The sequence below is a fragment of the Saccharopolyspora elongata genome, assembly GCF_004348985.1.
GTDB classification, from domain to species: domain Bacteria; phylum Actinomycetota; class Actinomycetes; order Mycobacteriales; family Pseudonocardiaceae; genus Saccharopolyspora; species Saccharopolyspora elongata.
Window position 1 is genome coordinate 41570 of record NZ_SMKW01000004.1, and the last position, 12097, is coordinate 53666.

The following is a 12097-nucleotide window of genomic DNA, read 5'->3' on the forward strand; positions in this document are numbered from 1 at the left end:
CTCCGGTCCCGCTGGCTGTCCAGCGCTCCTAGCGCAACCATACGAACGCGTTCGCCGACGCCGGGACCTGCTGCACGGCCCGGGTTCCTCTGCGCACCACGGTGATCGGCTGCTGGCCCGGGGCGACGTCGCACTGCCGTACTCCCAGCAGCTCCGACGCGCGCCCCGGTCGAGATCCAGAACGCCACCAGCACCCGGTCCCGGTTGGGCGGCCAGATTCACGTGGCCCAACAGTGCCGCGCCGATGGGAATCGGCAGCCCGCTGTCCACATCGGACATGCACCAACTCTTCCGTCGCGGATGGTCGCTCATCCTTGATCAACACGAGTTGGTGCAGTCAACTGAACGGTCACCGCGATCCGCCGAGCGCGGCGCGCGGGTCGGCGTCGGCGACCTCGGTGGCGAAGTGGCAGTGCGAGACGTGCCCCTCGCCCAGGTCGTGCCCGGCCGGAACGGTGTGCGCGCAGTCCGGTCGGGCCATCCAGCACCGGGTGTGGAACGGGCAGCCGGGCGGCGGTGCGATCGGCGACGGCGGGTCGCCTTCGAGCACGATGCGCTCCTGCTCCGGTTCGTCGTCGAAACCGGGGCGCGGGATCGCGGACAGCAGCGCCCGGGTGTAGGGGTGGGCCGTGCGGTCGTAGACCGCGTCGCAGTCGCCTTCCTCGACCACCCTGCCCAGGTACATCGTCGCGATCCGGTCGCAGAAGTGCCGCACCACGTCGAGGTCGTGCGCGATGAACACGACGGTCAGCGACAGTTCGCGCTGCAGCTCGGCGAGCAGGTTGAGGACCTGCGCGCGCACCGAGACGTCGAGCGCCGAGACCGGTTCGTCGCAGATCAGCACCTCCGGGTTCAGCGCGATGCCGCGGGCGATACCGATGCGCTGGCGCTGTCCGCCGGAGAACTCGTGCGGGTACCGGTCGAGGTGGTCCGGCCGCAGGCCGACCTGTTCCAGGAGCTGCTCCAGTCGCGGGCGCAGGCCCGACTCGGGTAACGCGTCGCGGTGGATCCGGAACGGCTCGGCCAGGATCGAGCCGACGGTCTTGCGCGGGTTGAGCGAGGCGTAGGGGTCCTGGAAGACCATCTGGATGTTGCGCCGCATCTGGGTTCGGGCGGCGCCTTTCGCGCTGTGAACGTCGACGCCCCGGTAGCGGATCTGCCCGCTGGTGGGCTTCTCCAGCGCGGTGAGCAGCCGGGTCAACGTGGACTTGCCGCACCCGGACTCGCCGACGATGCCCAGCGCCTCGCCCTTGCGCAGTTTCAGGCTCACGCCGTCGACCGCTTTGACGGTGGCGGATCCGAGGCCGAACCGCCCGCCGCCGCGCTTGCGGTAGTGCTTGGTGACGTCGTGCACGTCGAGGATGTGCTGATCGGTCACGATGCGACCTCCGTCCAGAAGTGGCACCGGGTCTGCCTGCCGTCGTCCAGCTGCAGCAGTTCCGGTTCGACCGACTCGCAGTGTTCGCGCGCGATGCTGCAGCGGGGGTGGAAGCGGCAGCCCGCGGGGCGATCGGTGAGGCTCGGCGGCAGGCCGCTGATCGCGGGCAGCGGACCGCCGCGGTGCGACCGCCGCGGGATCGAGGCGACCAAGCCCTGGCTGTACGGGTGGATCGGCGCGGTGAACAGCCGGCGGATCGGCCCGTGCTCGACGACGCGCCCGGAGTACATCACCAGCGCGCGGTCGGCCATCTTGGCCGCGACACCGAGGTCGTGGGTGATCAGCACCAGCGCCAGGCCGCGCTCGGCCTGCTGCTCGGCGAGCAGGTCGAGGATCTGGGCCTGCACGGTCACGTCGAGAGCGGTGGTGGGCTCGTCGGCGATCACGACCTCCGGGTCCAGCGCCAGCGCCATCGCGATGAGGATGCGTTGGCGCATGCCGCCGGAGAACTGGTGCGGGTAATCGCCGGCGCGGCCGGCCGCCGCCGGAATCCGCACCCGGTCCATCATTTCCACGGCCTGCCGCCACGCCTGCTTCCGCGACGCGCCGCGGTGCAGCCGGTACAGCTCGCCGATCTGCTTGGCCACCGGTTGCACCGGGTTCAGCGCCGTGAGCGCGTCCTGGAAGATCAGCGACACGCGCGATCCCGTTGCCGCGCGCCGTTGCCGCTCGGGCAGCGCGAGCAGGTCCTGGCCACCGAGCTCGACGGTGCCGCTGACGATCTCGGCCGGCGGCGTGTCGAGGATGCCCATGATCGCCTGCGCGGTGACGCTCTTGCCCGAGCCCGATTCGCCGAGCACGGCGAGCGTTTCGCCCGCGCCCACGCTGAAGCTGACGTCCTGGACGGCGTGCAGCCGGCCGGCGGGCGTGTGGAAGTCGACGCTGAGGCCGCGCACGTCGAGAACCGTGCGCCGGTCGTCCTCGGCCTGGTGCGGCGCGGACCGCGCCTTCGCGTTCACGAATGGTTTCCCTTCGGGTCGAGGGTTTCCCGCAGGCTGTCGCCGAGGACGACGAACGCCAGGACGGCGCCGGTCAGGAACAGGGCCGGGTAGACCAGCAGGTGCGGGCTGGCCTGCCACTGCTGCTGGGCGGTGGAGAGTTGGAGCCCCCACGAGATCGCGGGCGGCTGGAGCCCGATGCCGAGGAAGGTCAGCGCCGCCTCGGCGGCGATGACACCGCCGATCTCGAGGGTCTTGAGCACGATCAGCGAGGTCAGCGCGTTCGGCGCGATGTGCGTGCCCATGATGCGCAGGTGGCTGCCGCCCAGCACGCGCGCGGCCTGCACGTATTCGAGGTTGCGGATCTTGAGCACCGAGCCGCGCATGTAGCGCATGCCGCCGGGCCAGCCGAAGACGATCAGCACCAGGCTCACCGTCCAGATCGTGCGTTCCTCGAACAGGTTGAGCACCACGATCGCGGCGATGATCATCGGCAGGCCGAACACCACGTCGGCGATCCGCGACACGACTCCGTCGACGATGCCGCCGAAGTAACCGGCCAGCGCGCCGAGCACCGCGGCCAGCACGAAGGTCACCGCGGTGACGAGCAGGCCGATGGCGATCGACGGCCGGGCGCCGTGCACGACGTTGGCGAAGTAGTCGCAGCCCTGCATGTCGAAGCCGAACGGATGGCCCGGTGCCGGGCCCGCGCCGCTGAGCCGCAGTTCGCAGTGCATCGGATCGGCGGAGGTGAACAGGCTCGGCCAGACGGCCATCAGCACGTAGCCGGCGGCGATCAGCGCCGCCACCACGAACAGCGGCGCGCGCAGCGGCCTCGGCAGCCGGCCGACCAGGCTGAGCCCGAGGTAGTTGACTGCTCCCCGTCCTTGAAGGGCGGAGATTCTTGATCTCAGCGCCCGACACGGCATGATGGGGATTTCTGGCTCAAGCCGCCTCCCGGCTCTGCGAGCCGGGAGGTCTTCCGCTCTCATCACCAGCCGGGTACAGCCCAGCCCGGACGAGCATCACATGCGCCGAGTTCTTATCCCTCGCAGACGCGTGGCCGCATGCGGTGCAGGTGTAGGTACGTTCGGACAGCGGCAAGGCGTGCTTGGTTCTCGCTCCGCACTTGGCGCAGTCTTTGGTCGTGTTCTTCGGGTCCACCAACACGACCTGCCGGCCGTGCTTGCGGCCCATCGTGATCAGTTCGTTCTTCGTGGCCGTAATCGCCGCATCGGCGGCTTTGCGAGCCATCGTGGTTTTGGCCAGGAACTTCGGGCGGAAGTCTTCAACGGCGATCGCATCATGGTCGGCTACCACGCGCTTAGCCCACGTGCGGGCGGTGTCCTGGCGTTGCCGGGCGATCTTCTTGTGTGCCTTGGCCGCTTGGCGTTGTGCCTTGCGGTAGCCCTTGCTCTGGGCCTTCCCGCGCGGTGCACGGCGCCGGGCCATCATGCGTTGATACCGGGCAAGTTTCGCCACCGCGTCCTTGCCATGCTGGGCGTGGGGAAGGTCGTGGTCCTCGGATGTGGTGGTAGCGGTTTCCTTGACTCCCCAGTCGATACCGATCACACGACCTGTCTCCGGCAACGGCTGGACACGGGTCTCGACCACGAAGCTCGCATACCAGTGGCCCAGCACATCGCGGTACACCCGCACCGACGAAGGCACGGCAGGAAGCTCCCGGGACCACACCACAGTAGCCACGATGCCGCCCGCCAGGTGCAGACGAGAATCCTTGACCCGGAACCCGCGCAGCGTGTAGTTCAAGCTCGGCGCGGCCAGATGCTTCCTTTTGAACCTGGGCATCCCGGCGCGCTGCCGCATCGGCAGACGCGCCTTGATGTCCTTCAACGCCTTGGCCCGGGATTTCGCGAAGTCACGGATGATCTGCTGCTGCGGCACCGAGCCACCTGCGCGCAACCACTCGTAGCCTGCACGCCAGCCGGTCAGAAGCTTGTCCAGGTGCGCGGGACCACACTGCTCGCCATCGCGATGCGCCTGCCGGGAGGTAGCGACGCAGGAATTCCATACCCAACGGCACCGATCCCACTCGGCCAGCAGTGCGCGGCCAGCGGCGCGGGAGAGACGCAAACGATAGGTATACCGAGCATGCCCGGCATCCCTCGTCTCATCGCTCGCGCGCATGAACGATCATTGTAGGGCCGACCTAGAAGAACTCAACGACGAGACCAACCACGTCCACTTACTGGTCGACTTCCCACCCAAAATCGCGGTATCGAAACTGGTCAACAGCCTCAAAGGCGTCTCGTCCCGACTGCTACGCAAGGAAATCGAAGACCTACACTTCGCCTACTGCAACGGAGTACTTCGCCGGATCCGTCGGGGGCGCGCCAATCTCCGTCGTACGCCAGTACAACCAGCGGCAAGCCCGACCCATCGTCTGAGTGGCCACCTCAGGTGCAGACGCCGTGCCGCGCAGCAGCGCCCCGGCCATCGCGTCGCGGTCGATCGACAGCGAGATCGCCTTGCGCAGCCGCGGATCGCGCAGCGACTCGACGTACTCGGGCACCAGCATCTGGGTGATCTGCCGCTGCTGCGGGATCGCGAACAGGCCGGAGTCGCCGAGCTGGGTGCGGGCGTCGTTGAGCAGGCCGCCGGGCAGGTTGCGCAGCACGTCGAGCTGCCCGGCCTGCACGTCGCGGTAGGCGGTGTCCTGCGACTGGTAGATCTTGAACTGGATCTCCTCGGCCGCCTCGGGCAGCACCTCGCCCTGGTAGTCGTGCCAGCGCTGCAGCACGATCTTCTCGTTGCGGTCCCAGCGGACGAAGCGGTACGGGCCGTTGCCGATCGGCGCCTGCGAGTAGGCGGTGGGGTCGGCCAGGCCCTCCTTCGGGATCGGGCACGCGCTGTAGGAGGCGATGATCTTCGGGAAGTCGTAGTTGGGCTGCCTGAGCGTGACCTGCAAGGTCAGCGGCCCGAGCACTTCCAGTCCGCGCAGCGTGTCGCGCACTGGCGGATCCTCGTTGACCTCGTCGAAGCCGTCGATGACGCTGAAGGTGGAACTCGCCTTGTACGCGTTGGGGCCGTAGGAGACCGCGTTCCAGGTGTCCGCGTAGGTCTGCGCGGTGATCGGTTCGCCGTTGTGGAACGTGCGGCCGGGGCGCAGCGTGATCGTCCACACCCGGCCGTCGGCGGTGCGCACGCTTTCCGCGCCGCGCATCCGGAGGTCGCCGGCCCTGGCGAAACCGAGGCCGGTCAGCGGCTCGCACAGTCCCATGTAGACCTGGCTGCCTGATTGCTGCTGCGAGTTGAGCTCCGGCGGATCCGGGTACTGCGCGACCCGCAGCACTCGCCCGGCGTCGGTGTCGGGCATGCCGCAGCTCGTGAGCAGTGCCAGGCACATCCCGGCGGCGAGCACCAGCCGTCTCCGGAGCTTCTGGGGCATGTGTTGCTCTCCCTAACTCAGATAACCAGCTTGCGCATGTGTGCTCGTAAGTCCGAGTTATCGAGCAACTTCATGCAAGTTCGGTCATTATTAACGCGGGCAGTGGTGCCTGTCACTACTTCGGCCCGCATTGCTTGGAACGTGCTGGTCAATGCGCGTGATCCGGTGACGTCGCGTGGTCGAGGCGCTACGCAAGGCTTCTTCCCGGCGGTCGTCATCGCAAGTCGGCGGCTCCTACGGGTGGCGATGACCGGGCGATACGATGATTGATATTGATTGCTTTGCCTCTTGTTCGATCAAATTCGGGCATCTAGGCTGGCGGCGTGGCGCGCTGCGACGGACTCCGCGTGGCGGTTCGGCAGTGCCCGGCCTCCCGCTGCGCCGTCGTTCGGCGGCGCACCGGAGGGCCGGCTCGCCGCGGAAACGACAGGTTTTGGAGGACTTGATGGCGTCTGGCGGATACCTCGTGGACGGCGAGATCGACAGCCAGCCGGAATGCTGGCTGCGCGCCGCGGAGCTGGCCCGGGAGGTGGCCGACGTGCTGCCGGCTCGCGGCGAGCGGGTGGCCGTGGCCGGGTGCGGCACCTCCTGGTTCATGGCCATGGCGTACGCGACGCTGCGGGAGGCCGCCGGCGAGGGCGTGACGGACGCGTTCCCCGCATCCGAAATGCCCGTCGGCCGGCCCTACGACCGCGTGGTGGTGATCAGCCGCTCGGGAACCACCACGGAGGTGCTGGAACTCCTGCGGCGGCTGAGCGGAACGGTGCCCACGGTCGGGATCACCGCCGTCCCCACCGCGCCAATCGCGGAGGTCTGCGACGAGCTGGTCGCGCTGGAGTTCGCCGACGAGAAGTCCGTGGTGCAGACGCGGTTCGCGACGACCGCGCTGGCCCTGCTCCGCGCTTCGCTCGGAGCGGACCTCGCCGGGGCCGTCGCGGATGCCCGCGCCATGCTGGGCGCCGAGCTCGGCGCGCTCCCGGCCAGCGAGCAGATCACCTTCCTCGGGAAGGGCTGGACGGTCGGGCTGGCGCACGAGGCGGCGCTGAAGGTGCGGGAAGCCGCGGGCCTGTGGTCGGAGGCGTACCCGGCCATGGAGTACCGGCACGGCCCCATCAGCATCGCCGAACCCGGCCGGGTGGCCTGGATGTTCGGCGAGACCCCGACCGGGCTCGCCGCCGAGGTTTCCTCGGCCGGAGCCGACTTCGTCGACAGCGGGCAGCGCGACCCGATGGCGCACCTGGTGCTCGCCCAGCGAGTCGCGGTGGCCGCGGCGGTGAAGCGCGAGCTGGACCCGGACAACCCGCGCAACCTGACCCGGTCGATCGTCCTGGACGACGTGTGACGGACAACGCCGGCGGCCCCGTGGTCGGTGTCGACGTGGGCGGGACCGAGACGAAAGCAGTGCTCGTCGACGCATCAGGGACGGTGCTGGCGCAGCGGCGCCGCGCCACGCCGCCGCCGTCGTCCGACACGGTCCAGCGGGTGCTGGACCTGACGTGCTCGCTCGTCGCCGACCTCGCCGAGCACACCGCGCCGGCGGCCGTCGGCTTCGTCGTGCCCGGGATCGTCGACGAGTCCCGGGGCGTCGCGGTGTTCTCGGGGAACCTGGGGTGGTCGGACGTGCCGTTCGCCTCGTTGCTCGCGGAGCGGATCGGCCTGCCGGTCGCCTTCGGCCACGACGTCCGGGCCGGGGCGCTGGCGGAACACCGGCTCGGTGCCGCCCGAGAGGCGAGCGACGCGGTGTTCCTCCCGGTCGGCACCGGAATCTCGGCGGCGCACGTGCAATCCGGTCGGGTGCATGCCGCAGGCGGATACGCGGGGGAGATCGGGCAGGTCCCGATCGAGGCTCGGATTCGCCTGGAGGAGGTCGCGTCCGCGGGCGCGATCAGCCGGCGCTACCAGGACCGGACCGGGACTCCGGTGGCGGGCGCGGCGGACGTGGCGAGGCGGGTCGCCGCAGGGGACCCGGTCGCCACCGCCGTCTGGGACGAGGCGGTCGACGCGCTGGGCGGCGCGCTGATCTGGCTCACCGCCTTGCTGGCGCCGGAGGTCGTCGTGGTGGGCGGTGGCCTGTCGCAAGCCGGGTCGCTGCTGTTCGACCCGCTCACCCGTCGCGTGGAAGAGGACTGGAACCTCCAGCGCACACCGCGGATCGTGCCCGCCGCGCTCGGCGATCGCGCGGGCAGCCTGGGCGCGGCGCTGCTCGCCGCCGAACTGGTGGGGGCGACATGATCCTCGGCGGCGGCAAGGTCGTCGCGGCGGACTCCGCCGTGCTCGATCCCGGCTGGGTGGAGGTGCGCGACGGGCGGATCGCCTCCGTCGGGGCCGGTCGGGCGCCGAAGCCCGTCGACGTCGACCTGCGGAATCGGTGGCTGGTGCCGGGTTTCGTCGACATGCACGTGCACGGCGGCGGAGGAGCCGCATTCCAGGACGGGACCGGCGAACGGGTGCGGCGGGCTGCCGAATTCCACCGCTCCCACGGCACGACCACGCTGGTGGCCGGGCTGGTCACCGCTCCGCTGCAAGCGATGGAGCGGAAAGTCGCCGAGCTCGCCGAGTCTGTCCAGGACGGGCTCATCGCCGGGGTGCACCTCGAAGGCCCGTTCCTCGCCGCCGCGCATCGGAATCCCGTTCCTCGACGCGCTCGCGGCGATCACGAGCGTTCCCGCCCGCGCCGTCGGGCTCGGCGGCGAAGCCGGCTCGCTGGCTCCCGGCCGCCCGGCCGACCTCGTCGTGCTCACGGACGACCTCCTCGTCGACGCCGTGTTCGCGCGCGGCAACCCGGTCATCAACCACACAGAAGAGAGGTAGTAGCCATGCCTTTGGTCGGCACCGGCAGCGTCGTCGACGCCGCCGTCCGCACCGGTCTCGGGGTCGGTGCGTTCAACGTCATCGGGCTCGAACACGCGGATGCCCTGGTGGCCGGCGCCGAGCGCGCGGGGGCCCCGGTGGTGTTGCAGATCAGCGAGAACTGCGCGCGCTACCACGGCGCGCTGGAGCCGATCGCGTGCGCGACGCTCGCCCGCGCCCGCAGGGCCGAGGTGCAGGTGGCCGTGCACCTGGACCACGCCGAGTCCGAAGATCTGGTCGCCGAGGCCATCGAGCTCGGGTTCGGCTCCGTCATGTTCGACGCCTCGAAGCAGAGCTACGAGGAGAACGTGGCCCGCACGCGCGCCGTCGTGACCAGGTGCCACGACGCCGGGCTCTGGATCGAAGCCGAGCTGGGCGAGGTCGGCGGCAAGGACGGCGTCCACGCGCCGGGAGCCCGCACCGATCCCCGCGAGGCCGTCGACTACGTCGCCGCCACCGGAGTGGACGCGTTGGCCGTCGCGGTCGGCACCTCGCACACGATGGTGACGCGCGACGCCTCGCTCGACTTCGAGCTCATCGAGCGGCTCGACGACGCGCTGAGTGTTCCCCTTGTGCTGCACGGTTCTTCGGGCGTGTCCGACGAGGACCTCGGCTCCGCAATCCGCAGCGGGATGACCAAGATCAACATCTCCACGCACCTGAACAAGACGTTCACGGAGTCGGTGCGGCAGGTCCTGGCGGGCAACCCGAGCCTGGTCGATCCGCGCAAGTACCTCACCGCGGGAAAGGACGCCCTCGCGGCGGAAACCGCGCGCCTGCTCGGGGTATTGCGGCTCGGCGCCGGCTCGCCCCAGGATGCGACCGGATGATCATCACCGTCACCCCGAACCCCGCGCTGGACGTCAGCTACCGGGTGGAGCACGTCCACCCCGGAGAATCGCACCGAGTCCGCAGCGTCCACGAACGCGCCGGGGGCAAAGGCCTCAACGTCAGCAGGGTGCTGCACGGCCAGGGCGTCCCGACGCTAGCTGCCGCCCCTGTCGGGGGTGTCCTCGGCGACGTGATCCGCGATGACCTCACCGCTGCCGGGATCGAACACGCGCTGCTGCCGGTGTCCGCTCCCACCCGCAAGACCATCGCGGTGATCGCCGAAGCGGACGCAGGCGAGGCGACGCTGTTCAACGAGCCCGGCAGCCACCTGGGAGGCGAGGACTGGCAGCGCCTCAGGGGCCTCGTCGCCGAGCGGCTGACCGCCGCTTCGGTCCTCGTGTGCTCGGGAAGCCTGCCGCCCGGGTGCGCGGCGGGCAGCTACGCCGAGCTGGTCCGGGACGCCCATGCCCGCTCGGTGCCCGCGGTGGTCGACGCCACGGGCCCCGCGCTGCTGGCGGCGGCTGAAGCCGGCGCGGACCTCGTCAAACCCAATGCCGTCGAACTCCGCGAAACGACAGGACATGACGACCCGCTCAGCGGAGCTCAGCAGCTGCGCGACCGCGGCGCGGCGGCCGTGATCGTCTCCCTCGGCCCGGACGGACTGCTCGCAGCCACCGGTGAGGGGTTCTGGCGCGCAGCGCCGCCCTTCGCGGTGAGCGGCAACCCTACGGGCGCCGGTGATGCGGCGGTGGCGGCGTTCGCCGCCGGCATCATGCGCCGGGAGACCTGGCCCGAGCGCCTGCGCAATGCCGTTGCGTGGTCAGCGGCCGCAGCGGCGGCGCCGGTCGCGGGAACGCTCGACCACCGCGTCCTCCGGGACATCGCCGACAACATCACGATCGAGCCGCTGGCCGCCGACGGAACGCGCCGGAACCTCGGGTAGTTGCATGAAAGTGGCTCGACGGGCAGGAAAGGGGCCTCGGGATTCGGCGCAGCAGGACCTGCTGGATGGCCGCTCGCGCCGGACCTGATTGGAACACCTGTCACCAGGTGAGCGTTTATGAGCGATACTGACCGTGGAGTGATCGATTCTGCGTTCGGCCGAAGGATGGGGGACACCGGTGGACCGGCATGCGCGACTGTCCGCGTTGCTCGACCTGCTCGGGGAACGAGGCAAGGTCACCGTGGACGAGATCGCGGACGAGCTCAACGCTTCTGCGGCCACGGTTCGCCGCGACCTCGATCACCTCGCGGAGCAGCAGCTGCTGACCCGCACGCGCGGCGGAGCCGTCGCCCAGAACATCTCCTACGACTTGCCGCTGCGGTACAAGGCCGCCCGGAACGCGCGTGAGAAGGGGCGCATCGCCCGAGCGGCTGCGGCGATGGTCGCGCCGGGTGCGGTGGTCGGGGTCAACGGAGGTACGACCACCACCGAAATCGCGCGCAGCCTCGTGTCGCGCGCCGATATCGGCGACTCCGGCGAACGCACTTCGCTGACCATCGTCACCAATGCCCTGAACATCGCCAACGAGCTCGTCGTCAGGCCCCAGGTGAAGATCGTGGTGACGGGAGGCGTGGCGCGACCGCAGTCGTTCGAACTCACCGGGCCGCTCGGCACCCACCTCCTCGAGGAGATCACCCTCGACATCGTGTTCCTCGGCGTGGACGCCGTCGACCCGTCGCGCGGCGCGTTCGCGCACAACGAGGCCGAAGCCAGCATCAACCGCCTCATGACCGAACGCGCCGACCGCGTGGTCGTCGTCGCCGACAGCTCCAAGCTCGACCGCAGCGCCTTCGCCCACATCTGCCCGGTGGAGTCGATCGACATGCTGCTGACCGACTCGAACGCGCCAGCCGAACTCATCCAGCGCTTCGACGCCGCAGGAGTACCGGTCAAAGCGGTGTGAGCGACGCCGGCTGGAGGGGCGCCGTCGGGCATCCGGCGTTTTCGTTAGTGTGATCGTGGAGCATTCGATCTTCGCCGGGGAGGGCGAGCATGGGACTTTTCGACGGGATGATGGGCAACGCTTCGCGGGTCGACCCCCGTGCGGCAGCGAAGGAGTTCGGGCGCTTGCTGGCGCAGGGCGAGGAGATCCATGCCGCGTACCAGTTGATCCGGGACTCGTTCCTCTTCACGGACCGGCGCCTGGTCCTCGTCGACAAGCAGGGCATGACCGGCCGGAAGGTCGAGTACCACTCGATCCCGTACCGCAGCATCACCCACTTCTCCGTCGAGACCGCCGGCACCTTCGACCTCGACGCGGAGCTGAAGATCTGGCTCTCCGGCACGGCCGAGCCGATCACGAAGCAGTTCGGCAAGGGCGTCGACGTCTACGAGGTCCAGGCCCTGCTGAGCGCCTACGTCGCGCGCTGATCAAAGCAGTTGCCGACTTCGGGCCACGGGGCCTTGGAGATCGATTCGGTGATCGACGAGAGGGCGCTGGAGCAGTTCCGGCAATGGGTCTTCGAATCCAGCTCGACGATGTGCACGATGGATCACTGGAGCAAGAGGATTTCCGTTCGCTTCAGTCGGTCGCTGAACGCGTGAATTCTGCGGATGGATCTGCATCCGTTCGCGCTGAAGTGTCGCTCGAAGATTCGGCGGACTGGCGCGAGTTGCGTTCCGCGCGA

Annotated in this window: 11 protein-coding genes and 3 pseudogenes; 9 read left to right on the forward strand and 5 right to left on the reverse strand. The window is 69.6% G+C overall.

All coding sequences use genetic code 11. The features are described from left to right. Positions 1-349: 349 nt before the first annotated feature. Genes E1288_RS04580 through E1288_RS04595 form a run of 4 tightly spaced genes read right to left on the reverse strand, consistent with a single transcriptional unit; the run spans position 350 to position 4524 of the window. Positions 350-1378 carry an ABC transporter ATP-binding protein gene (locus tag E1288_RS04580; RefSeq protein WP_235883335.1) on the reverse strand — a complete coding sequence of 343 codons (1029 nt, stop codon included), beginning with the start codon at positions 1376-1378 and terminating at the stop codon, positions 350-352. Further along, the gene (locus tag E1288_RS04585; protein ID WP_132481251.1) at positions 1375-2397 is read right to left on the reverse strand and encodes an ABC transporter ATP-binding protein; all 1023 of its coding nucleotides are present in this window, start codon (positions 2395-2397) and stop codon (positions 1375-1377) included. Before E1288_RS04585 ends, E1288_RS04580 begins: the two co-directional genes overlap by 4 nt. Further along, the gene (locus tag E1288_RS04590) at positions 2394-3305 is read right to left on the reverse strand and encodes an ABC transporter permease (RefSeq protein ID WP_132481256.1); all 912 of its coding nucleotides are present in this window, start codon (positions 3303-3305) and stop codon (positions 2394-2396) included. The genes E1288_RS04585 and E1288_RS04590 overlap by 4 nt, the downstream gene beginning before the upstream one ends. A gap of 16 nt (positions 3306-3321) precedes the next feature. Continuing rightward, entirely contained in the window at positions 3322-4524 is a 1203-nt protein-coding gene (locus E1288_RS04595; protein WP_132481259.1) for an RNA-guided endonuclease InsQ/TnpB family protein, read from the reverse strand. A 16-nt stretch (positions 4525-4540) separates the two neighbouring features. Between E1288_RS04595 and tnpA the strand changes: the two are divergent. Beyond that, a pseudogene (gene tnpA / locus E1288_RS50280) lies at positions 4541-4784 on the forward strand (IS200/IS605 family transposase); the annotation flags it as partial. A gap of 26 nt (positions 4785-4810) precedes the next feature. On the opposite strand, the pseudogene E1288_RS04605 reads toward tnpA, so the two are convergent. Further along, positions 4811-5785, reverse strand: a pseudogene (locus E1288_RS04605) (peptide ABC transporter substrate-binding protein); the annotation flags it as partial. A gap of 445 nt (positions 5786-6230) precedes the next feature. Here E1288_RS04605 and E1288_RS04610 point away from each other — a divergent pair. The 8 genes and pseudogenes from E1288_RS04610 to E1288_RS04640 all read left to right on the forward strand — a co-directional run bounded on the left by E1288_RS04610 (position 6231) and on the right by E1288_RS04640 (position 11840). Beyond that, positions 6231-7127, forward strand: coding sequence for an SIS domain-containing protein (locus E1288_RS04610; RefSeq protein WP_132481262.1), 897 nt, complete (start codon positions 6231-6233; stop codon positions 7125-7127). Then, positions 7124-8017, forward strand: a complete 894-nt coding sequence (locus tag E1288_RS04615) for an ROK family protein (protein ID WP_235883337.1) — start codon at positions 7124-7126, stop codon at positions 8015-8017. Before E1288_RS04610 ends, E1288_RS04615 begins: the two co-directional genes overlap by 4 nt. Before the next feature lie 161 nt (positions 8018-8178). Further along, positions 8179-8335, forward strand: a pseudogene (locus E1288_RS48575) (N-acetylglucosamine-6-phosphate deacetylase); the annotation flags it as partial. A 102-nt stretch (positions 8336-8437) separates the two neighbouring features. Beyond that, positions 8438-8596 (forward strand): amidohydrolase family protein, encoded by a 159-nt coding sequence (locus E1288_RS50285; protein WP_408012976.1) that lies wholly within the window; start codon positions 8438-8440, stop codon positions 8594-8596. Positions 8597-8601: 5 nt separating this feature from the next. Next, positions 8602-9465 carry a class II fructose-bisphosphate aldolase gene (locus E1288_RS04625; RefSeq protein ID WP_132481700.1) on the forward strand — a complete coding sequence of 288 codons (864 nt, stop codon included), beginning with the start codon at positions 8602-8604 and terminating at the stop codon, positions 9463-9465. Continuing rightward, positions 9462-10409 (forward strand): 1-phosphofructokinase family hexose kinase, encoded by a 948-nt coding sequence (locus tag E1288_RS04630; protein WP_132481266.1) that lies wholly within the window; start codon positions 9462-9464, stop codon positions 10407-10409. Before E1288_RS04625 ends, E1288_RS04630 begins: the two co-directional genes overlap by 4 nt. Before the next feature lie 178 nt (positions 10410-10587). Next, positions 10588-11373 (forward strand): DeoR/GlpR family DNA-binding transcription regulator, encoded by a 786-nt coding sequence (locus E1288_RS04635; protein WP_132481269.1) that lies wholly within the window; start codon positions 10588-10590, stop codon positions 11371-11373. A gap of 89 nt (positions 11374-11462) precedes the next feature. Beyond that, positions 11463-11840: a PH domain-containing protein gene (locus E1288_RS04640; RefSeq protein WP_132481273.1), complete on the forward strand. Its 378-nt coding sequence runs from the start codon at positions 11463-11465 to the stop codon at positions 11838-11840. Positions 11841-12097: the final 257 nt, after the last annotated feature.

Excerpts from the sequence above, each read along its gene's own strand:
- E1288_RS04630 (WP_132481266.1), top strand. The coding sequence starts at position 9,462 with ATGATCATCACCGTCACCCCGAACCCCGCGCTGGACGTCAGCTACCGG.
- E1288_RS04595 (WP_132481259.1), bottom strand. The coding sequence starts at position 4,524 with ATGCGCGCGAGCGATGAGACGAGGGATGCCGGGCATGCTCGGTATACC.
- E1288_RS04590 (WP_132481256.1), bottom strand. The coding sequence starts at position 3,305 with ATGCCGTGTCGGGCGCTGAGATCAAGAATCTCCGCCCTTCAAGGACGG.
- E1288_RS04610 (WP_132481262.1), top strand. The coding sequence starts at position 6,231 with ATGGCGTCTGGCGGATACCTCGTGGACGGCGAGATCGACAGCCAGCCG.
- E1288_RS04640 (WP_132481273.1), top strand. The coding sequence starts at position 11,463 with ATGGGACTTTTCGACGGGATGATGGGCAACGCTTCGCGGGTCGACCCC.
- E1288_RS04625 (WP_132481700.1), top strand. The coding sequence starts at position 8,602 with ATGCCTTTGGTCGGCACCGGCAGCGTCGTCGACGCCGCCGTCCGCACC.